14 protein-coding genes, 3 tRNA genes and 1 pseudogene are annotated in these 21118 nt (G+C 74.5%); 10 read left to right on the forward strand and 8 right to left on the reverse strand.

Annotated features, from left to right (window positions below; genetic code table 11):
- Nucleotides 1-181: 181 nt before the first annotated feature.
- The 7 genes and pseudogenes from pelF (at nt 182) to ACZ6Z8_RS35620 (ending at nt 7926) form a co-directional block, all read left to right on the forward strand.
- The gene (gene pelF, locus ACZ6Z8_RS35590) at nt 182-1696 is read left to right on the forward strand and encodes a GT4 family glycosyltransferase PelF (protein WP_465614144.1); all 1515 of its coding nucleotides are present in this window, start codon (nt 182-184) and stop codon (nt 1694-1696) included.
- Nucleotides 1697-1748: 52 nt separating this feature from the next.
- Nucleotides 1749-3302 (forward strand): hypothetical protein, encoded by a 1554-nt coding sequence (locus tag ACZ6Z8_RS35595; protein ID WP_465614145.1) that lies wholly within the window; start codon nt 1749-1751, stop codon nt 3300-3302.
- A gap of 100 nt (nt 3303-3402) precedes the next feature.
- The gene (locus tag ACZ6Z8_RS35600; protein ID WP_465614146.1) at nt 3403-4395 is read left to right on the forward strand and encodes an SDR family NAD(P)-dependent oxidoreductase; all 993 of its coding nucleotides are present in this window, start codon (nt 3403-3405) and stop codon (nt 4393-4395) included.
- Nucleotides 4396-4468: 73 nt separating this feature from the next.
- Nucleotides 4469-5170, forward strand: a pseudogene (locus ACZ6Z8_RS35605) (nucleotidyltransferase family protein); the annotation flags it as partial.
- Between the two features lie 125 nt (nt 5171-5295).
- On the forward strand, nt 5296-6213 hold the full coding sequence (locus ACZ6Z8_RS35610) for an NAD-dependent epimerase/dehydratase family protein (RefSeq protein WP_465614147.1): 918 nt from the start codon (nt 5296-5298) through the stop codon (nt 6211-6213).
- Entirely contained in the window at nt 6210-6905 is a 696-nt protein-coding gene (locus ACZ6Z8_RS35615; RefSeq protein ID WP_465614148.1) for a spherulation-specific family 4 protein, read from the forward strand. Before ACZ6Z8_RS35610 ends, ACZ6Z8_RS35615 begins: the two co-directional genes overlap by 4 nt.
- 22 nt (nt 6906-6927) lie before the next feature.
- Nucleotides 6928-7926 carry an endo alpha-1,4 polygalactosaminidase gene (locus tag ACZ6Z8_RS35620; RefSeq protein ID WP_465614149.1) on the forward strand — a complete coding sequence of 333 codons (999 nt, stop codon included), beginning with the start codon at nt 6928-6930 and terminating at the stop codon, nt 7924-7926.
- A 54-nt stretch (nt 7927-7980) separates the two neighbouring features.
- Here ACZ6Z8_RS35620 and ACZ6Z8_RS35625 read toward each other — a convergent pair whose 3' ends face one another.
- Nucleotides 7981-8181: a hypothetical protein gene (locus ACZ6Z8_RS35625; RefSeq protein ID WP_380417516.1), complete on the reverse strand. Its 201-nt coding sequence runs from the start codon at nt 8179-8181 to the stop codon at nt 7981-7983.
- 153 nt (nt 8182-8334) lie between these two features.
- Between ACZ6Z8_RS35625 and ACZ6Z8_RS35630 the strand changes: the two genes are divergently transcribed.
- Nucleotides 8335-8586 (forward strand): hypothetical protein, encoded by a 252-nt coding sequence (locus ACZ6Z8_RS35630; protein WP_465614191.1) that lies wholly within the window; start codon nt 8335-8337, stop codon nt 8584-8586.
- Here ACZ6Z8_RS35630 and ACZ6Z8_RS35635 read toward each other — a convergent pair.
- The 3 genes from ACZ6Z8_RS35635 to ACZ6Z8_RS35645 all read right to left on the reverse strand — a co-directional run bounded on the left by ACZ6Z8_RS35635 (nt 8546) and on the right by ACZ6Z8_RS35645 (nt 13406).
- Nucleotides 8546-9526: a C40 family peptidase gene (locus tag ACZ6Z8_RS35635; RefSeq protein WP_465614150.1), complete on the reverse strand. Its 981-nt coding sequence runs from the start codon at nt 9524-9526 to the stop codon at nt 8546-8548. The genes ACZ6Z8_RS35630 and ACZ6Z8_RS35635 overlap by 41 nt on opposite strands.
- Entirely contained in the window at nt 9523-10797 is a 1275-nt protein-coding gene (locus tag ACZ6Z8_RS35640; protein WP_465614151.1) for an SPFH domain-containing protein, read from the reverse strand. Before ACZ6Z8_RS35640 ends, ACZ6Z8_RS35635 begins: the two co-directional genes overlap by 4 nt.
- 194 nt (nt 10798-10991) lie before the next feature.
- The gene (locus ACZ6Z8_RS35645; protein ID WP_465614152.1) at nt 10992-13406 is read right to left on the reverse strand and encodes an Ig-like domain-containing protein; all 2415 of its coding nucleotides are present in this window, start codon (nt 13404-13406) and stop codon (nt 10992-10994) included.
- A 450-nt stretch (nt 13407-13856) separates the two neighbouring features.
- Here ACZ6Z8_RS35645 and ACZ6Z8_RS35650 point away from each other — a divergent pair, with 450 nt between their 5' ends.
- Nucleotides 13857-15059 carry a globin domain-containing protein gene (locus tag ACZ6Z8_RS35650; RefSeq protein ID WP_465614153.1) on the forward strand — a complete coding sequence of 401 codons (1203 nt, stop codon included), beginning with the start codon at nt 13857-13859 and terminating at the stop codon, nt 15057-15059.
- Between the two features lie 83 nt (nt 15060-15142).
- On the opposite strand, the gene ACZ6Z8_RS35655 is transcribed toward ACZ6Z8_RS35650, so the two are convergent.
- The 3 genes from ACZ6Z8_RS35655 to ACZ6Z8_RS35665 form a co-directional block, all read right to left on the reverse strand.
- A tRNA-Arg gene (locus ACZ6Z8_RS35655) sits at nt 15143-15218 on the reverse strand.
- Between the two features lie 31 nt (nt 15219-15249).
- Nucleotides 15250-15325 (reverse strand) — tRNA-Arg (locus tag ACZ6Z8_RS35660).
- A gap of 164 nt (nt 15326-15489) precedes the next feature.
- Nucleotides 15490-15580, reverse strand: a tRNA-Ser gene (locus tag ACZ6Z8_RS35665).
- A gap of 178 nt (nt 15581-15758) precedes the next feature.
- Here ACZ6Z8_RS35665 and ACZ6Z8_RS35670 point away from each other — a divergent pair.
- A complete protein-coding gene (locus tag ACZ6Z8_RS35670; protein ID WP_465614154.1) occupies nt 15759-19196 on the forward strand; it encodes a hybrid sensor histidine kinase/response regulator in 3438 nt (1145 codons plus the stop codon).
- A gap of 59 nt (nt 19197-19255) precedes the next feature.
- On the opposite strand, the gene ACZ6Z8_RS35675 is transcribed toward ACZ6Z8_RS35670, so the two are convergent.
- Nucleotides 19256-20917 (reverse strand): long-chain fatty acid--CoA ligase, encoded by a 1662-nt coding sequence (locus ACZ6Z8_RS35675; protein WP_465614155.1) that lies wholly within the window; start codon nt 20915-20917, stop codon nt 19256-19258.
- Nucleotides 20918-21118: the final 201 nt, after the last annotated feature.

The raw sequence follows: 21118 nt of genomic DNA on the forward strand, positions 1-21118 counted from the left end.
GGTATAGCGGGGGGCGGGCATGGCCGGCTTTCAGGGAAACGGCCCCCCCCCCCCCGGTATTGGTTAAAACTTAACCCCCGGGGGGGGGGGGGGGGGGGGGCCCCCCCCCCCCCCCCCCCACGGCTCCCGCTCCGGCCACCCAGGCCGGACAAACGACGCAAGAACAGGAGGGGGACAGGAGATGCGCGTCACCCTGCTCACCGAGGGGACGTACCCGCACCAGCACGGCGGCGTGAGCGTCTGGTGCGACCAGCTCGTTCAGGGCATGCCGGACGTCGACTTCGACATCATCGCCGTCACCGGGACCGGCCAGGAAGCACTGGCCTGGGAGCTGCCCGCCAACGTGCGGTCGGTCACCACCGCACCGCTGTGGGGTCCCGCCTCGGAGGCCCGCGCGCCGCGCGGCAAGGAGATGCGGCGCTTCCTCAACGCGTACGAGCGCTTCCTGCACTCCATCCTCGACCCGGTCTACACCACCCACTTCGGCACCGAGCTGTACGGCTTCGCCGACCTCGCCCGGCGCGGGTTGCTCAGCCCGGCGCTGCGCAGCGAGCGCGCCCTGCGCACCCTCCAGCACGTGTGGACCCGCGACTACCTGCCCACCGCGGTGTCCCGGCCCACCCTGCACGACGCGCTGAACGCCACCGACCTGCTGGAGCACGCGCTGCGGCCGCTCTCGGTCGACCCGCCCACCGACGGCGTCGCCCACGCGGCCAGCGGCGGCCTCGCCACCCTGCCCGGGCTGATCGCCGCCCAGCAGTACGGCGTACCATTCCTGCTCACCGAGCACGGCATCTACCTGCGCGAGCGCTACCTCGGCTACCGCACCGGCCCGTACCGCTGGCCGGTCAAGGCGCTGCTGCTCGGCTTCTACCGGATGCTCGCCGAGGAGAGCTACCGGCGGGCCGCGCTGGTCACCCCCGGCAACCGGTACAACCGGCGCTGGGAGGAGCGCGGCGGCACCCCCTCCACCCACATCCGCACCGTCTACAACGGCGTGGACCCGGCGGCCTTCCCGCCCGCCGGCCCCGAGCCCGAGACGCCGACCCTCAGCTGGGCCGGCCGGGTCGACCCGATCAAGGACCTGGAGACGCTGATCCGGGCCTTCGCCATCGTCCACCGAGAGATCCCCGAGGCGCGGCTGCGGCTCTTCGGGGGCACCCCCAAGGGCGGCGAGGCGTACCGGGACGGCTGCATAGCCCTGGCCGCCGAGCTCGGCATAGCCGACTCGGTGGCCTTCGAGGGCCGCGTCGCCGACATCACCGACGCGTACGCGGCTGGCAACGTGGTGATGCTCTCCAGCATCAGCGAGGGCTTCCCGTTCACCCTGATCGAGGCCATGTCCTGCGGCCGCGCGACCGTCTCGACGGACGTCGGCGGCGTGCGCGAGGCGGTCGGCGACACCGGACTGGTCGTCCCGCCGCGCGAGCCCGAGCCGATGGCGGCCGCCGCGATCGAGCTGCTGCGCGACCCCGCCCGGCGCGCCCGGCTCGGCGAGGGCGCCCGGCTGCGGGTCATCGAGCAGTTCACGCTCCGCCAGAACATCGACGGTTTCCGGGGCATCTACACCGAGCTCCTGGGCACCTCGCGCTGGATGCCCGGCGGAATGGTCGCCGTCACCGACGAGGTCCCCAGCCCCGACTGGGAACCGCAGCTGACCGCCGCACAGCCCCGGCCCAGCGAGGTGGGCGCGTGAGCGGGCGGAGCGAGCGAACCGTCAACAGGGGCGCGTCCCGGGAGGTGGCCGCATGAGTGGTCCCATACGTCTCGTTCCGGACGAGGGCGGCGCGGAGCGGACGGTGCAGCTGCGCACCCTGCCGCTGAAGCGCCGCCGCCCCGCCCCGCCCGTCGAGCCCGACCCCACGGAGCAGCTCGGCCTCTCCGACGACCCGTTGGACGAGCTCGCCGAGCGCCTGCGCGACATCTGCGCCGACGCCGTCCACCCGTACGAGATCGCGGCCTTCCTGGAGTCCGACGGCCTCTCCGACGAGCAGGCCGCCCTGCTGTACGGCCGCCCCGACGCCTTCACCGTCGCCGAGGAGCTGTTCGAGAAGGTCGAGCGCCGCTACCCCGGCCCGAGCTCCGAGTTCGCCAATCCCTGGCGGGCGGATCCCTGGCGCTGCGTGGTGCGCGGCCTGGTGTTCGCCCTGCCCGGGCTGGGCTACCTGCTCGGCGCCAACCTGTTCGCGACCACCCGGATGCGCTTCGGCCTGCCCTCGGGCATGCTCGCGCTGTCCATCGCCACGCTGGTCAGCTGGGGCTTCAACCAGGCACTGGCGCACCGCGCTTACCGCTGGCTGGGCCGGCTGCGCCGCCGGGAGGCCGCGGTCTGCCTGGCGATCGGCGCGCCGATCGGCGCGCTGCTGGCCTCCGCCGCCGCGTACGTGGTCGGCGGGCCGCTCGGCGCCCTGTGGTTCGCCGCGGGGCAGTCCTGCTACCTGGGCGCGGCCACCGTGCTGCTGGTGCTCGGGCGGGAGAAGTTCCTGCTGCTGGCGCTCGCCCCGGCCTCGGTCGGCGCGGGCGTGGTGCTGGCGGTCGACGTCCCGGAGCTGGTCCGTACGGCGGTGCTGCTCGCCTCGGTGGCGCTGGCGGTCGGCCTGGCCGTCCGGGAGCTGCTGGTCGCGGCCCGCGGCGGCGAACGGGACGGCGTGCAGCTCAGGCTGCCGATCCGCCAGGAGGTCCCGCACCTGCTGTTCGGACTGGCCTGCGGCGCGCTCACCCTGATCGCCGGCCTCGGCGAGACCATCCACCAGGCCGTGCACACCGCCTCCCACGTGGTGCACGCCCACCCCGGGCACACCCACCCCGCGGCCGGGGCGAAGACCACCCCGACCGGCCCCGCCATGATCGCGCTGACACTCAGTCTCGGCCTCGCCGAGTGGCTGCTGTTCCGCTACCGGGCGATGGCCGTGGCCGCACTGCGCACCAGCCACACCACCGGGCAGTTCGCCCGCCGCACCGGCGGGATCCTGCTCGGCTGCCTGTTCATCTACCTCACCACCGTGGCCGCGCTGGACGCGGCCGCGACCGTGCTGTGGCCGGGCGCCCCGTCGCTCGGCGTGCCGCAGCTCGGCGCGATGCTGCTCCTGGGCGGCTCGCTCTGGCTGGCGCTGCTGCTGAACGCCTTCGGGTTCAGCTGGAGCACCGCCCTCATCTGTCTGGCCGCCGCGGTCGCCGAGAGCGTCGGGCTGCTGACCGGTGCGGACCCGATCGTCCTGCAGCTGATCGGCTGCGGGGCGGCCGCACTCGTCCTCACCGCCACCGCCGGGCCCGCGCTCGGCCGCACCACCCAACACCGCTGACACCTCGGCTCCGCTGAGGTCCAGTCCCCACCGAGAACACCACCGGCCGGCTGTCACGGGACACCCGGCCGCTCCCCCGAAATCGAGAAAGCGAATCCGCATGAGCAGCGTCGCGGTTACCGGAGCCGAGGGCTTCATCGGCTCCCACCTCGTCGAGACCCTGGTCGCCGACGGGCACCACGTCCGCGCGATGGTCCAGTACAACTCCTTCTCCTCCTTCGGCTGGCTGGAGACCCTCTCCGAGGAGGTGCTGGACTCGGTCGAGATCGTCCTCGGCGACGTCCGGGACCCGGGCTCGGTCAACGGCCTGGTCAAGGGCACCGAGGCGGTGTACCACCTGGCCGCCCTGATCGCGATCCCGTACTCCTACCGCGCGCCCCACTCGTACGTGGACACCAATGTCACCGGCACCCTGAACGTGCTGGAGGCGGTGCGCCACCTGGAGATCCCGCGCCTGGTGCACACCTCCACCAGCGAGACCTACGGCACCGCGCAGACCGTGCCGATCACCGAGGACCACCCGATCAACACCCAGTCCCCGTACGCCGCCTCCAAGGCCGGCGGGGACCGGCTGGCCGACAGCTACCACGCCAGTTTCGAGACCCCGGTCGTCACCCTGCGCCCGTTCAACACCTTCGGCCCGCGCCAGTCGATGCGCGCCGTCATCCCGACCGTGATCGCCCAGGTGGCGGCCGGCCAGACCGAGATCACCCTCGGCGACCTGCGCCCGACCCGCGACTTCATGTTCGTCAAGGACACCGCCAACGCCTTCCGCACGGTGGGCACCGCGCCCGCCGGGACGGTGGTCGGCCGGACCTTCAACGCCGGCACCGGCGGCGAGATCTCGGTCGGCGACCTGGTCACCCTGGTCGGCAAGCTGATGGGCGTCGACCTGCTGGTGAAGGAGGACGAGCAGCGCATCCGCCCGACCAACTCCGAGGTCATGCGCCTGGTCGCGGACGCCACCCGGCTGCGCGAGGCCACCGGCTGGGCGCCGATGTTCAGCCTGGAGCAGGGCCTGGAGCAGACCATCGAGTTCTTCCGCGACCCGGCCAACCTGGCGCGCTACAAGACCGACATCTACAACGTCTGACCGCCGTAACGATCATGCTCGTCCTGGTATCCGGGATTCGTGTCCTACACATCCTTTCCGTGGGGGAAACACCATGCACGCAGTGATCCTGGCCGGTGGCAAGGGCGTCCGCCTCCGCCCGTACACCACCGCGCTTCCCAAGCCGCTCGTCCCGATCGGCGACCAGCACGCGATCCTGGAGATCGTGATGCGCCAGCTCGCAGCCGCGGGTTTCAAGACCGTCACCCTTGCCATCGGCCACCTGGGCCACATCATCCGCGCCTACGTCGGCAACGGCTCGCAGTGGGGGCTCCGGGTCGGCTACGCCGTCGAGGACAGCCCGCTCGGCACCATGGGCCCGCTGCTCACCATGCAGGACCGGCTGCCGGAGCACTTCCTGGTGATGAACGGCGACATCCTCACCGACCTGGACTTCGGCGGGGTGCTCCGGCACCACGAGACGTCCGGCGCCCCGCTGACCATCGCCACCTACGCCCGTCAGGTGAAGATCGACTTCGGTGTGCTGACCACCGACTCCGGCACCGTCACCGGCTTCCAGGAGAAGCCCCGCATCGACTACCGGGTCTCGATGGGCGTGTACGGCGTCTCCCGCGCCGCGCTCGCCAAGTACACCCCCGGCCTGCCGCTGGGCTTCGACGAGCTGGTGCTCGACCTGCTGGCCGCCGACACCCCGCCCGCCGCCTACGACTTCGACGGCTACTGGCTGGACATCGGCCGCCCGGACGACTACGACCGGGCGAACGCCGAGTTCTCGTCGATCCGCCCGGTCCTGATGCCCTTCGAGTCGGCCGCCACCCTGCCGGGCGTCGCGGAGCTGCCGGTCCCGGCCGCCCGCACCGCCCCGGACGACACGGCCGAGGAGCCCGCCGCCGCGGGTGCCGAGAGCGACGGACGGGCCGCGTGAGAATCCTGCTGCTCGGCGGCGACGGCTTCCTGGGCCGTCACGCCGCCGCCGTCCTGCGGTCACTGCCCGGGGCCACCGTGCTGACCGCGGGCCGACGGCCCGCTCACGACCTCCGGCTGGACCTGGGCACCGCCCAGGCCGGCCCGCTCGGCGAGGAACTCGCCGCGCTGGCCCCCGACGTGGTGGTCAACTTCGCCGGCGCGGTGGCCGGCAGCGCGGTCAAGCTCGCCGAGGTGAACGCCCGTGGTCCGGCGGTGCTCTGCGAGGCGCTTTCCCTGTGCGCCCCGAAGGCCCGTCTGGTGCACATCGGTTCGGCCGGCGAGTACGGCGTCTGCGCGCAGGGCGAGTCCCTGACCGAGCAGGCCGACGCCCGCCCGGTCGGCGTGTACGGCGCGACCAAGCTGGCCGGCTCCCTCGCGGTGGCGGGCTCCCCGCTGGACGCGGTGGTGCTGCGGGTGTTCAACCCGGTCGGCCCGGGAGCCCCGGCGGGCTCGCTGCCCGGCCGGCTGGCGGCCGAGCTGCGCCGGGTGGCGCCCGAGGGCGCCGACGGCGTGGTCACGGTCGGGGACCTCTCCGCCTACCGGGACTTCGTGGACGCCCGGGACGTCGCCAAGGCGGTCGGCCTGGCCGTCGCCGCCGACCGTCCGCTCCCCCGGGTGCTCAACCTCGCCTCCGGGCGGGCCCAGCCGGTCCGGGCGATCGCCGACGGACTGGTCGCCGCGTCCGGCTTCACCGGCCGGATCGACGAGAGCGGGGCGGGCTCCGAGCGCTCGGCCGGGGTCTCCTGGCAGCAGGCCGACGTGTCGGCCGCCGCCCGGGAACTCGGCTGGCACCCGGAGACGGTCCTCGCCGACACCCTGCGCGACCTGTGGCTCGACACCGCCGCGCCCACGCCGACCCCGGTGGTCGCATGACGGCCGGGACCACCCCCGACGGCCGCCTGCTGGTGCCGCTGTACGTCCACCCCGCGGTGGACCCGGCGGCCTGGCGGGCGGTCGCCGCCGCCGACCCCGCCCGGATCGCCGCCGTGGTGCTCAACCTCGCGGACGGTCCCGGCGAGGTGCCGGACCACGTCTTCGCCGACGCGGCCGAGGAACTCCGGGCGGCCGGGCTGCCGTTGGTGGGCTACGCCGACACCGACTACGGCCGCAGGCCGCACGCGGCCGTGGTCGCCGACATCCTGACGTACCGTCAGCGACACGGCATCACCGGCGTGTACCTCGACCAGGTCGCCACCCACCCGGGCGCGCTGGCGCACTACCGGCGGCTGGCGACGGCCGCCCGGGCGGCCGGCTGTGTCACCGTGGTGTTCGGCCACGGCGAGCACCCCGACCCCGGGTACGCCGAGGTCGGCCTCGCCGACCTGCTGGTCACCTTCGAGGGCGATTGGGACGCGTACCGCGCGATGACCCTGCCGCTGTGGACCGGCCGCCACGCGGCCTCCCGCTTCTGCCACCTGGTCTACGACGTCCCGGCCGAGTCCGCCCGGGACGCCTCCGCACTGATCGCCGCCCGGCGAGCCGGCGTCGGCTGTGCCGTACCGGGCGCCGGGGAGAACCCCTGGCGCACCCTGCCCCACGGCCTCACCGCCGCTGAACTGACCTGACCCGATCCGGAGTTCGACTACCGTGAACCGCCGCACCCGGCTGCTGCCGGCCGCCATAGCCTTCGCCACCGTCACCGCGCTGCTGGTCAGCTCGTGCAGCAGCTCGGGCTCGGAGGACGACCAGGACCCGGCCGACGGCACCCCGAGCAACTCGCCCGCGGCCACCGCGCCGAGCACCCCCGGCGACGGCTCCGCCACCCCCGGCACACCCGGCACACCCGGCGCCACCGGCACCGCCTCGGCCCCGGGCACCACCACCGCCCCCGGCACCCCGGGCACCACCACCCCGCCCGGCGCCACCGGCCAGCCGTCGACCGGCACCCGCTGGCAGCCCACCCCGGGCCTGGCCTGGCAGTGGCAGCTCGGCAGCGGCCCCGTCGACCAGTCGGTGGACGTACCGGTCTACGACATCGACGGCTTCGAGAACGACGCCTCGGTGGTCGCCGCGCTGCACGCCAAGGGCCGCAAGGTGATCTGCTACATCAACGCCGGCTCCTGGGAGGACTTCCGCCCCGACTCCGCCGCCTTCGCCAAGGCCCTGCAGGGCTCGGACACCGGCTGGAAGGGCGAGAAGTGGTTCGACATCCGCAAGCTCGACCAGCTGAAGCCGCTGATGGCGGTCCGCTTCGACATGTGCAGGAGCAAGGGCTTCGACGCCATCGAGCCGGACACCATCGAGGCCTACAACCAGAACAGCGGCTTCCCGCTCACCCCTGACGACCAGCTCGCCTACAACCGCATGCTGGCGAAGCTCGCGCACGACCGCGGCCTGGCCATCGGCCTGAAGAACGACCTGGACCAGATCCCCGCGCTGCTGCCGGACTTCGACTTCGCGGTCAACGAGGAGTGCTCGCAGTTCGACGAGTGCGACCGGGTCGCCCCCTTCGTCAAGGCGGGCAAGGCGGTCTTCCACGTCGAGTACAAGCTCGACACGGACCAGTTCTGCGCCAGGACCAAGGCGCTCGGCTTCAGTTCGATGCAGAAGAAGCTCGACCTCAACGCGTGGCGCAAGCCCTGCTGAGGACGGACTCTCCCGTCGCGCGGGTGGCTCGGACCGGAGCCACCCGCGCGGGGGTCACTTGACCGCCAGCCAGACGACGGCGCCCAGGACGACCAGGGCGACGACGGCGACCAGCGCGATCACGCCGGTGCGACTGCCGCTCTTGCTGCTGCCGTAGGTGGAGACGGAACCCGGTGCCTGACGCGCCGGGCTCTCGTCGACGAACGCCCGGAACATCTGGGTGCTACCGGCGGGGTCGTAGTCGTTGTCAGCCATGGCACGGACTCTAACGAATCCGCCCACCTCAGGCACACCCCGGACCCTCCCCCGGCCCGCGGACCACCCGAGCGTGCGACGGCGGCGCGACAGGCTCGTGAAATCCGCGTGACCGACGGAACGCGCTGCCGCGCAAGCGGGTTGACTGCGGGCATGACCACCGTAAACCACAGCCGGGTCCGCCTCGGCACCTCCGACCTGTCCGTCCACCCGCTCTCCCTCGGCGGCAACGTCTTCGGCTGGACGGCCGACGAACAGCAGTCCTTCGCCGTGCTGGACGCCTACGCGGCGGCCGGCGGCCTCCGCCTGAGCACACGACCGGGCCCCGACAGCGGCGCGCTGTCGGGGCCCGGCCGCTCCGCGGCTACGGCCGCCCGAAGTGGGTCGGGTAGTAGCCCGGGCTGAACGTCGATATCCGGACGGTCTTGCCCGGCCGCGGCGCCTCCACGAACTTGCCGCCGCCCAGGTACATCCCCACGTGGTGGATCCCCGAGGCCCGCCCGCTGTCCGACCAGAACACCAGGTCACCGCGGCGCAGCTGCCCCGCGCTGATCGGCGTGGTCGCCGCGTACTGGTCGTCGGCCACCCGCGGCAGGCTGATCCCGCTGCGCCGGTAGGCCTGCTGGACCAGCCCGGAGCAGTCGTAGCCGGACGGGCCGTCGCCGCCCCAGACGTACGGCTTGCCCAATTGGGCGAGCGCGTAGTCGATGGCCGACTCCGTGCTCCCGGAGGACGCCGTGCCGCCCGAGGACGAACCGCTGTCCGGCCGCTCGGCGGTCTGGCCGGAACCACCGCCGGACTGACCCGTGCGGCTGAGGTAGACGTCGTAGTGGCTGGTCCAGCGCCACTCACCGGCGCCGTTCCTGAACCAGTACCTCGAACCGTCCCAGCCCTGGCGCAGGCCCCCGGAGGAGGCCGGGCCGTTCGAGGCGGGCTCGGCGCCGGAGCCGGCGACACCGCCGGACCGGCCGGTGCGGCTGAGGTAGACGTCGTAGTGGCTGGTCCAGCGCCACTCACCGGCGCCGTTCCTGAACCAGTACCTCGAACCGTCCCAGCCCTGCTTGCCGGCCGCGGCGTGCGCGGAACCGGCCCCGGCCGTCAGGCCGACCACGCCGGCGCCCGCCAGCACGGTGGTGGCCAGGCAGGTGCCCCGCACGGCCCGGTGTATTCGGCTTCCCCCGCCCGCCGCGGCGGGCCGGGCGGTGCGCGGCCGGGCGGCGCAGTTCGGGCAGCCGCAGCCCGTGATCGCGGGGATGCTGCCGAGGCGCTCCTCGAAGCCGATCAGACCGGAGTCGGCGTCGAGACCGGTGTCGGGTTCGGCGTACGCGCCGGTGGCTATCCTCATGCGGGTCGTCCTTCCTTCCGCCCGGCACGTGCGGCCGGGGGCGGTACCGAAGCGGCCACTCCGGCCGGGGCGACGAAGGCGACCAGCAGCTGCTCCATCAGCGCGCTGCGGGCGGCCTCGTCCAGTTCGTGCGCGGTCGCGCGCTCCAGTCGGCGGACGGCCAGCGCCGCCGCCTCCACGGCGTCGTCGACCAGCACGGTCCGCAGGCCCGCGTCGAGGTCGGCCAGCCGGCGGCGGCGCATCGACTCGGCCACCTCGGGCGCGTAGTCCAGCGCCAGCGGCTGCACCGAGTAGACCTCCAGTCCCGCCGGGGCGGCTTCGGCGACCAGCGCCCGGGTCATCTCGTCGGCGAACCACTGACCGTCGCGCAGCGCGGGGCCGGGCGCCGAGTTGCTGTCGCACGGCAGGGTGGACGCGGTGCGGGTGAGCACCGCCTGGACCTGCTCCCGCAGGTAGCTCTCGTGGTCCGCGATCGCCAGCAGCGCCCGCGCGGTGTCCTTGACCCGCCAGACGATCAGCAGCCGGACGACGATCGGGGTGCCGGTGCGGTCGACCACCTTGACCGGCTCGCTGCGCCAGTGCCGCAGCCGCACGTCGACCCGGCGGCGGCGCAGCAGCGGGTTGACCCACACCAGCCCGGTCCTGCGCACCGTGCCCCGGTAGCGGCCCCAGCGGGTCAGCACCCGGGTCTCGCCGCCCGCGTTGGCCAGCAGACCGGCCAGCGCGAACACCACCAGCAGGCCGGCCGCGCCGACCACCGCGACCACCGGGGCGTCCACCTCGGCCCGGCCGCCGTCCCGGGCGGCGGCGTCGCGCAGGTCGGGCAGCACGTCCCAGTGCGGGACCACGCCGGTGCGCAGCAGCACGTACCCGGCCCCGGCCAGGCCGAGCAGTACGACCGACAGGGCGACCCAGCCGGGCACGGCGGTGGCGGGGTGCTCGCGGACCGCCTGGTCCGCCCGCGGGGGGCGGCGCGAGGTGGCGGCTGCGGGAGCACCCGGTCGGCCGGTCCCGGGGAGTTCGACGGTCTCCGGGGAGGCCGTCTCCAGCGGGTCCCGCGGGTCGGCGGAACGGGCGGGGGACGGGCCCGGGACGACGGCCAGCGAGGCGGTCGCCGGCCCGCCGTCGGCCGGGCCGGCCGGCCCGGCGGCCTTCACGGCCGGGCCCTTGACCAGCGGGCTGGCACCGGAGGCGGAACGTTCCGGCTGGGCCGGTGGGAACGACTTGGGCAGGTTGTCGGGTCGCTGCGAAGAATCGCGGGTGACGTCCATGCACGGATCCTCTGGGTCTGGTGTGTCGCGCAACGGGCGGCCCGGATCTGACGGGCAGTGCCAGAGTCAGGCTAAGTTCATACGTCATCAAATGCGACATTTGAGTCGAGGTGTGTCGACATTTACTGACGAATCGTCCGAAGTCCACCTGACGCGCAGGCACACGGGCGGGTGATCGGGACAGTTCGGGCAGGTCAGCGCCGTCGCGCGCCGGATCCAGGGGCGAACACCCGGCGGGTGATCAGCCCGATTCCGGCGAGCACCAGCAGCGTCCCGGCGAGCGGGCCGTGCCAACGGGACTCCCTGGGCCGTCCGGCCGCCGCCCCCTCGACGGGCGGTGCGGGCAGCGGCCGGACGGTGGCGCGGCCGGCTCCGGATCCACCCTGGTCAGCGACCGAAGTGGCCGGCAGCAGCTCAGCGACGGCGGAGGCGGAGGCGGAGGCGGAGGCGGCGGACGGAACGGCACTGCGCGGCGCCGGAGCCGGAGCCGCGGCGGCTGGGTCGGCGGGGTCGGCAGGGGTCGCGGGCACGAACGGCACCATCAGAGGGACGGCGACCGGCAGCAGCCCCGGCGGAACGGGCCGCACCTCCGGGGCCTCGGCCGGGCCGGAGGGCTTCGGCGAGGACGCCGCCGACGCCGTCACGCCCACCGCCGGATCAGCACTCGCGACAGGCTCAACCTCCGCCGTTGTCACGGCCGTTGAGTGGGTGGCCGGAGCCGGGCCGGCCGCCGTCCGGGTCGGCGGGCCGAGCACCGGCCTGTCCGGCGGCACGGTGTCCACCACCAGGGTGACCGGCCGGCCCTCCGTCCGGTTCCCCGCCGCGTCGACCGCGACCGGGGCGAGCCGGTGGCTGCCGTCCGCCAGGTTCTCGACCGGCAGGCAGGACCAGGCGCCGTCCGACCGGACGGAACTGCTGCACAGGTCGGAGGAGGTGGCCCGGTCGGCGACCGAGACGGTGCTGCCCGCCTCGCCGGTGCCGGTGAGCCGCAGCCCCGGGTCGTCGGTGGAGGCGGGGAGGGTGAGGACGGGCGCGGCCGGCGGCGTGGTCTTCACGGCGACCTCGACCGCCTCGCCGTGCAGCTCGACGCCCCCGCCGGTGGTCTCCACCGCGGCCAGGCGGTGCGCCCCGGCCGCGAGCGCGTCGGCGGGCCGGCAGGACCAGCCGCCGCCGCGTCCGACCTCGGCCCGGCACAGCGTGCCGTCGCCCTCCCGGACCTGCACCGAGGCGCCCGGGACCGCGCCCTCGCCGCGGATCCGCGGGCGGGCGTCGGCCAGCACGGCGCCGTCGACCGGATCGGCGATCTCGGGCCGCGCCGCACCGACGGTGAGCCTGATCCGCTGGTCGGAGACCTGCCCCGAGTCGGCGAAGCCGCCGGAGGGGACGAGCTGGCTGGTCTCGCGGCCGATCCGCAGCCGGGCCCAGGTCTCGCCGGAGGTGGCGCCGGGCGGCACGGTCCACTCCAGGGTCGCGGTGTCGGCTCCGGCCGGGATCTCGGTCTGCACCCGGTCGGCGGGATCGAACCGGCCGTTGCGGTCGAAGTCGATCCAGCCGGCCAGGGTCGCGGGCCGGCCGCCCACCGCGACCGGGACGGTGAGCCGGTAGTAGTGGCCGATCGCGGCCTCGCCGGGGAAGCGGATCGCCGGGTCGGCGCCCTGGTACTCGCCGCGGCCCGGCCGGCGCTCGGGCGGCGGCGGGCTGGTGGCGGGGCTCGCGAAGGGGTTGCCCCGCCGCACGGCGTCGTGGTCGAGCTCGACCATCGGCCCGTCGTCCGCGGAGCCGCCGGCCCGGGGCCGCTCCCGGCGGCCCGGGGTGGTGGCGTCGGCGCCCAGGAAGAGGTCCGAGACCACGTGCGAGGCGTTGCCGTAGGACTGCGGCGCGGTGCCGAGGTCCTCGTCCACGGTGACGGTGAAGGCCTGGAACAGCGCGGGCGGGGCGGTGGTGCTCCCGTTCCGGGCGGTGGAGCGCTGCTCGACCCGGAACACCGCGGTGCGGACGGTTCCGGTGAGTTCCAGGGTGCCCTGGGCGGCGGAGGCCGCGGCACCGTCGGAGCTGCCGTCGCTCCCGGCGGGGGCGAGGGAGTCGGTGTCGACCGTCCAGCCGGTCCAGTCGGTGCGGCGGGTCAGGGTGGGGGCGGCGGGCGAGCCGCCGGTGAGGGAGAGCCGGGCCGCGGTGCTGGTGGTACCGGTTTTCCCGGTGGTCACGGCGGCCAGACCGCTGAGGTGCAGCCGGGGATTGCGGACCGGCTGGGAGAAGCCGAGTCGGAGGGTTCCGACGGTGTGCCAGGAACCGTCCGCCTGCGGACGGTCGGGGGTGATCCGGAAGGCCTGGGCCGGGTCGCCGGGGTGCTTTCCGTCCGCGTACACCGTTGCGGAATACCCCCCTCCGGAACGGTCGGCCAGGCGGCCCGGCTCGGCGCTGGCGGCCGTCCCCGGCGCGGCCGCGAAGTCGAGCTGGACGGCGAGGCCGGACGGCAGCACCGCCCGGTGCTCCGCCGACCAGGCGTCAGGGGACTGCTTCGCCCCCGCGAGCGGGGTGTTCCAACCGGTCAGCGCCCCGACCGTGAGGACGGCCAGGGCGGCTGCTGTGCGGGGAAACCGTCGGCTCATCCGGCTCTCCTTCACTGTCGGCTGCCGGAGTGACGGGCACTCCGGGCACAAGATCCGACAAAACGGAAGCACGACCCCGGACCGGTCATCCCGCGACACCTGTGGTTCCGGCCGGGTCCCACCCGTTCGGCAGCCCCCGGGGCAGCAGACCGGGACGCACCCGGAACGACCGCCTTCGCTCCATGGGTCGGCAAGGGACGGGACCCGAACGGCCGGACCACCCGAACGGCCGGCAGCCGAGAATTCCGACGATTCGGCGGACGCCCGCGGCCGCGACCTGACCATTCGTCGAGAGGCCCTGTTCGAATTACCCACCGGCTCAGTAGAGTCGGTCCCCGTGACCATGGACCCGGTGCTCGTCAAGCGCGGTTTCGCCGTCCACGCGGTGGTCGGCGGCCCCGTCTGCGCGGCGCTCACCGAAGCCCGGTCGGCCTAGCCGGGAGCGGTCCGGTGCCCTTCGACCCCGCGGTCATCCGCGCCAGCTTCGCCGTCGTCGAACTCCGGGCCGACAACCTGACCACCTTCTTCTACGCCCATCTGTTCAGCCACCACCCCGGGCTGCGGCCGCTCTTCCCCGCCCAGCTGCACGAGCAGCGCGACCGGCTGTTCGCCGCGCTCACCAGGATCGTGCGGTGGCTGGACGAGCCCGACCGGCTCACCGAGTACCTGCGGGCGCTCGGACGCGACCACCGCAAGTTCCAGGCCGCGCCCGAGCACTACCCGGCCGTCGGGGACAGCCTGATCGCCGCGCTGCGGCAGTGCTCCGGCCACTCCTGGACGCCGGAGACCGAGAAGGCCTGGACCGAGGCCTACGCCGCGATCGCCCGGATCATGATCGAGGCCGCCGACGACCTCCCCGCGCAGGACCCGGCCTGGTGGGAGACCGAGGTCGCCACCCGCCGCCGGGCCGCCCCCGACCTGGTCGTGCTCACCCTCGCCCCGATGCGCCCGTACCCCTTCACGGCCGGCCAGTACGTCACCCTCAGCAGCCCGCGGGTGCCCCGGGTCTGGCGGTCGTACTCGCTCGCCAACGCGCCGCGCCCGGACGGCAGCCTGGAGCTGCACGTACGGCGGGTACTCGGCGGCCTGCTGAGCCCCGTCCTGGTGGAGGACGTGATGCCCGGCGAACTGCTGCGGCTCGGGCCGCCGCTCGGCGGGGCCGTGCTCGCCCCCGGCCCGGACCGGCCGCTGCTGCTGGTCGCCGCGGGCAGCGGCTGGGGGCGGACCAAGGCGCTGCTGGAACAGCTCACCGCCGAACGGCCGGAGCGGGAGGCCACCGTGCTGCTGGCGGCCCGCTCGGCGGCCGCGCAGTACGACCTGGACACGGTGCGGCGGTTACTGGTCCGCAATCCCCGGCTGCGGGTGCTGACGGCCGTACCCGACCGCTCGGCGGGCCCGGGCGGGACCACCACGCTGCTGCGGCGGACACTGCTCCGGCACGGCGACTTCACCGGCTGGGAGGTCCACCTCTCCGGCCCTCCGGAGCTGGTCGCCGAGCTCGCCGAACTGCTCCGGTCCCTGGGCGCCGCCCCGGGGCTGGTCCGGCACGACCCGGCGCCGCTGACCTTCAACCGGGCCCGGCCGCTGACCAGCTCGGACTGGTTCCTGGACCGCCGGGACGTGCCCTGGATCAACCGCACCGACCTGGGGTGACCCGCGTCACGGGGAAGCCGGGACCAGGGAACAGGGGCCGGGGAAACGGAGAAGCCCCCGGCCGGTGGCCGGGGGCTTCTCGCTGGTGCGCTCAGCAGGATTCGAACCTGCAACCTCTTGATCCGTAGTCAAGTGCTCTATCCGTTGAGCTATGAGCGCAAGGAACGGGCGAACCCGATCTTGCGAAGTTTGGTGCGCTCAGCAGGATTCGAACCTGCAACCTCTTGATCCGTAGTCAAGTGCTCTATCCGTTGAGCTATGAGCGCTCGCCCTGCTGACCGTCGTCCTCGGGGCGTTGCGTGGACAACATTACATGACCTGCGACGTAGGACGAAATCGATTGATCCGGCCCCTCCGGGCCGGCCGGTGATCACGCCCCGGACATGCAGAGGAGCCCCGCCGACAAGATCGTCGACGGGGCTCCCGGCTGCGGAGGCTGAGGGATTTGAACCCTCGATCAGGAATAACCCCGAAACCGCATTAGCAGTGCGGCGCCATAGACCGGACTAGGCGAAGCCTCCCCACATGGACCGCACCCGCGCGAAGCGGACCCGTTCCGTGTGTCAGTGATGATGCCACAACCGTGGGGTTCGGCACCAACCACCGCCAACGTTACTAGGCGGGTCGTCCCCGCCGCAAAGAAGAATGAGATACTGCCGACTCCGGAGGAGCTGCCCTGAGCCGAGGAGACCTGTCGACGTGAGCAGCAGGCCGATCCGAGGCGCTGCTCGCCTCGACGCCATACTCGACGCCCTGCCCGACGCGTTGTTGCTGGTGAACAGCAACGGCACCGTCGTGGACGCCAACAGCGCGGCGGTCCAGGCGCTGCAGGCGCCGGGCACCTCGCTGGTCGGCATGGGCGTGCTCGGCCTGCTGCCCGAGTTCGACCCCAGCCGCATCCCCGGGTCGATGCGCCCGGCCACCCGCGACGGCGACGCGCTCGACCGCCCGGTCCGGATGACCGCCCACCGCACCGACGGCACGACCTTCCCGGTCGAGGTCTCCGGCAACGACTTCGCCACCGACGGCGGCGGCGACGGCTACGGGCGCTCCCCGTACGACCCCTACCGCGACGGCCCCCGGGCCTCCTCGGCCTCCGACCTGCTCCTGCTGCTGGTCCGCGACCTCTCCGGGCGGCTGGGCGTCGAGGCCGAGCTGCGCCGCCAGCACAAGCAGACCGAGATGATCCTGCGGGCCGCCGCCGAGGGCGTGCTCGGCGTGGACCTCGAAGGCCGCTGCGTGCTGGTCAACCCGGCCGCCGCGCACATCCTGGAGTACCGGGCGAGCGAGCTGGGCGGGCGCGAGCTGCACCCGCTGATCCAGCACTCCCGGGCCGACGGCACCCCGCTGGCGCTGGAGGAGTCCGCGCTGCTGGACACCCTGACCTCCGGGCGCAAGCACCGGGTGCGCGGCACCGTGCTCTGGCGCAAGGACGGCCGCCCGGTCACCGTCGACCTGACCACCGCCCCGGTCCGCGACGGCGACCAGCTGGTCGGCGCGGTGATGACCTTCACCGACCGCAGCCGCGAACTCGCCCTGATCGCCCGCAACGAGCACCTCACCGCCGTCCTGGAGAGCGAGCTCGGCGGTGCGCTGAACGCGCTGAACCAGCGGCTGGAGCGGCTCGCCGCCGACCCGGCCGGGCAGCTCTGGCCGGAGGCCAACTGGACCCTGCGCCGGCTCGCCGACGAGTGCCGCCGGTTCGGGAAGCTGATCGACGGGGTGCTCGAACACCAGCGCTCGGAGAGCGGCGAGAGCGGACCGGCCGAGGGCAGGGACGCGAAGGACGGCAAGGACGGCAAGGCCGCGCAGCGGGTGCCGGTCGGCCTGGACGAGGTGGTGCGCCGGGCCGTCGAGGAGGCCGGCGAGCTGGTCGGCCCCGGCCGGGTGCGCTTCTCGGTGCACGCCGCCGCGGTCGAGGTGATCGCCGACGAGCGGAGGCTCGCCCAGGCGCTGGCCCACCTGGTCGCCGACGTCAGCGGCACCGGCCTCTCGCTGGACCCGCCCACCGTCCCCTCCCCCGGTCTGGCCGTCCCCGGGCTGACCGCGCCCGGCCTCGGCGGCCCGCCCGTCCCGGCCGCGCCCGCCGAACCGCCGACCGTCGTCCTGGCCGCCGCCCAGCGCGGCGAGGTCGCCCGGGTCGAGATCCGCGGCCCCGGCATCGGCGGCAGCCCCGTCCACCTGCCGATAGCCCGCGCGGCGGTCGAGCGCCACGGTGGCGTGCTCCAGCCGCACGAGCTGCCCGGCAAGGCCGGGACCACGTACGTGGTCGAGCTGCCGTTGGACCCGGTGGCCGCGAAGGCCGCCGCCGAGCGCGCGTCCGCCGAGGGCCGCTCCGACCGGCCCAAGGAGAACGACAGCGCCGTCCTGCCCGAGCTGCCGGGCATCCCCCAGCTCCCCAGCAGCGGCGACGCCGCCGGGGACGGCGGGAAGACCCCGGCCGCCCCCGGCGCCCCGGCCGGTCCGGGCGGATCCGACGGCCCGGGCGAGGAGCAGCCCGCCCGTGCCCCCGAAGCCGAGCAGGCCCCCGCCGAGGAGCCCCCGGCCGAGCGCCGCGGGCGCCGCGGCCGCCCCGCCGCCGAGACCCCGGCCCCCGGGACCACCACCTCCCCGGCCGGCCCGGCCGACCAGTGGCCGAACGCCCCCGCCCGGGTGGAGCGGGCCGTCCCCGAGCAGTGGAACGGCACCGGGAACGACCCCGCGTACGGCCGCCGCGGCCTGGCCGCCCCGGAGACGCCGCAGAGCGACCCGTGGGGCAAGGACGACGGCCGTTCCGGCCCCGCCTACGCCGTGCCCGTCGAGGGCGGGCGCCCGCAGCAGGACCGGCCCGCCGGCCGGGAGCCGCTCGCGCTCGGCCCCGCGCCCGCCGACGCCGCCGCCCAGCCCGGCGAAGCCCCCGCCGAGGACGCCGCCGAGGCCAAGCCGCGCCGACGCCGCGCCCTGCCCTCCGCCGAGGACTCCTCGGGCGGCTTCACCCTGCCCGGTGTGGGTGACGCCCCGGTGTACCCCGGCCTGGAGCACTCCCTGCCCGCCGGTCCGGCGCCCGTACCGGCCGAGCCCGCCGCCGCGCCGACCGGCCGCCGCCGGCGGCTCTCCGTACCACCGGGGCCCGCCGCGGACGCCCCGACCGGAGCCTCCGCCCCGCAGCCCGGCGGCACGCGGGAGCCCGTCCGGCCCGCGCTGCCCGCCCCCGAGGAGCAGGCCGGGCCGCGTCCGGTCGGCAGCGGCCTGGCCGAACTCACCCCGCCGCGCCCGGTCGTCGCCCCGGTCGGCACCCCGCCGGTGCCCGCCCTCCCGGCCCAGCCGCCCGCGCCGGTCGCGCCGCGCCCGATGGCCGAACTGCCGGCCGCCGGGAGCGACCGCCCGGACCCCGAGCGGCCGCAGCCCGCGTCCGGTGAACTGGCCAACACCCGCCGGCTGCTGGTCTGGCCCGAGCCCGACCCGGCCACCGGCCAGGCCCTCCAGTCGCGCGGCTACCTCCCGGTGATCGTCCGCTCCCGCGAGGAGGTGGACGCCCAGGTCGCCGGCTTCCCGGCGGCGCTCTTCGTCGACCCGCTGACCAGCCCGATCACCCGGACCGCGCTGCAGTCGCTGCGCACCGCGGCACTCAACAGCCGGATCCCGGTACTGGTCACCGCCGGCCTCGGCCAGGCCACCCGGGACGCCGCATACGGCGCCGACCCGGCCGTGCTGCTGCGCGCCCTCGCCCCGCGCGACGGCGAGCACCACGCCCCGCGGGTGCTGCTGGTCGAGGGCGATCCGGACATCGCCGCCGCCATGATCAGCAGCCTGGAGCGGCGCGGCATGCACGTCGAGCACGCGGTGGACGAGAACGACGCGGTCGCCCGGGCCAGCAGCGTCCAGCCCAACCTGGTGGTGATGGACCTGTTCCAGATCCGCCGCCGCCGGGTCGGCCTGCTGGACTGGCTGCGCGCCAACGACCGGCTGCACCGCACCCCGCTCGTGGTCTACACCTCGGTGGACCTCGACCCGCGCGAACTGCCCCGGCTGCGCACCGGCGAGACCGTGCTGTTCCTCGCCGAGCGCTCGACCAGCGAGGACGTCCAGTCCCGGATCGTCGACCTGCTGGGGCGGATCGGCGCGATGGGCGAGGCCGGCGTCGCCGCGGCGGGCTGAGCCGGGACGCGCCGGAGGGCCGGCCCCCGTTCCGCACGGGGACCGGCCCTCCCGCCGTCCTACTCCTTGCCGAGCGTGATGACGTCCAGCTCGTCGGCGGCGTAGCTCGCCCGGATCACCTTCTTGTCGAACTTGCCGACCGAGGTCTTCGGGACCGACTCGACGATCGCCCAGCGCTCCGGCAGCTGCCAGGAGGCGACCCGCTCGGCCAGGAAGGCCCGCAGCTCCCGCAGGCCGGCGGTCGCACCCGGGCGCAGCACGACGGTGGCCAGCGGGCGCTCGCCCCACTTCTCGTCCGGCACCGCGACCACGGCGGCCTCGGCCACCTCGGGGTGGCCCATCAGGGCGTTCTCCAGCTCGACGGAGGAGATCCACTCCCCGCCCGACTTGATGACGTCCTTGGCCCGGTCGGTGAGGGTCAGGTAGCCGTCCGCGGTGATGGTGCCGACGTCGCCGGTGCGCAGCCAGCCGTCCTCGGAGAACTTGTCGTCCGGGCGGAGCGGGTCCTGCCCGGCGCCGCCGTAGTAGGCCCCGGCGATCCACGGACCGCGCACCTCCAGCTCGCCGGCCGCGACGCCGTCGTGCGGCATCCGCTCGCCGCCCGGGCCGATCAGCCGGGCCTCGACCGAGGCCGGGAAGAGGCCCTGGGTGATCCGGTACGGCCACTCCTCCTCGGGGGTGAGGCCGCCCGGCGGCTGGGCGAAGGAGCCGAGCGGGGAGGTCTCGGTCATGCCCCAGGCGTGCAGCACCCGGATGCCGTGGCGCTCGTCGTAGGCCTTCATCAGGGAGGGCGGACAGGCGCTGCCGCCGATGACCACCATGCGCAGGCTGGAGGTGTCGTAGTCGCCGGCGTCCAGCTCGTCCAGCAGGCCGCTCCAGATGGTGGGGACGGCGGCGCTGACGGTGGGGCGGACGGCGGCGATCATCTCGGCCATCGGCTTGGGCTGGAGGAAACGATCCGGCATGAGCAGGTTGGCGCCGGACATGAAGGCCGCGTGCGGGATGCCCCAGGCGTTCACGTGGAACATCGGGACCACCGGCAGGGCGGTGTCCCGCGGGGTGAAGGCGAAGTTGTCGCCGGTGTTGACCTGCATGCAGTGCAGGTAGATCGAGCGGTGGCTGTAGAGCACGCCCTTCGGGTCGCCGGTGGTGCCCGAGGTGTAGCAGAGCACGGCGGCCTGGCGCTCGTCGATGTCGCGCTGCCACGGGTACTCGGTGGGCCGGTCGGCGACCAGCTCCTCGTAGTCGTGCACGCCGCCCGCGAAGCCGGCCAGCAGCGAACGGTCGCCGGGGCCGGCCACCACGATGTGCTTCAGGGTGGGCGCGAGGTCCGGGAGCACGGCGGCGAGCAGCGGCAGGACGGTGCCGTTGACGATGATCACGCGGTCGGCGGCGTGGTTGACGATGAAGGACAGCTGCTGGGCGGGCAGCCGCAGGTTCAGGGTGTGCAGCACGGCCCCCATCGAGGGGACGGCGAGGTACGCCTCCAGGTGGAAGTCGTTGTTCCACATCAGGGTCGCCACCCGGTCGTCCCCGGTCACCCCGAGCTCGTCGCGCAGCGCGTGGGCGAGCTGGGCGGCGCGGGCGCCCACCTCGGCGTAGGTCCGCACGACCGGCCCGGTGGCGTCCCAGGTGGTGACGGTGGATCGGGCGTGGACCGTGGACCCGTGCTCCAGGATCCGGGCGACGGTGAGCGGTACGTCCTGCATCGTGCTGAACACGGGTCCTCCTCGACCTGGCGGCACTGGTGGCTCCTACGGCACACCTACCGGGCGGTAATACGCGCGGACGTGCCCGATTGTGCCGTTTCCGTCCACCCCTGTCAGCATCCCGGAACCGTTGCACGGATCACGGATCCGCCGCGTTGCCTCCCCGGCCGTCGCGGGGCCGTCGCTGAGCCGTTGCTGGGCCGTCGCGGGGCC

Source organism: Kitasatospora sp. NPDC101108 (assembly GCF_055584725.1).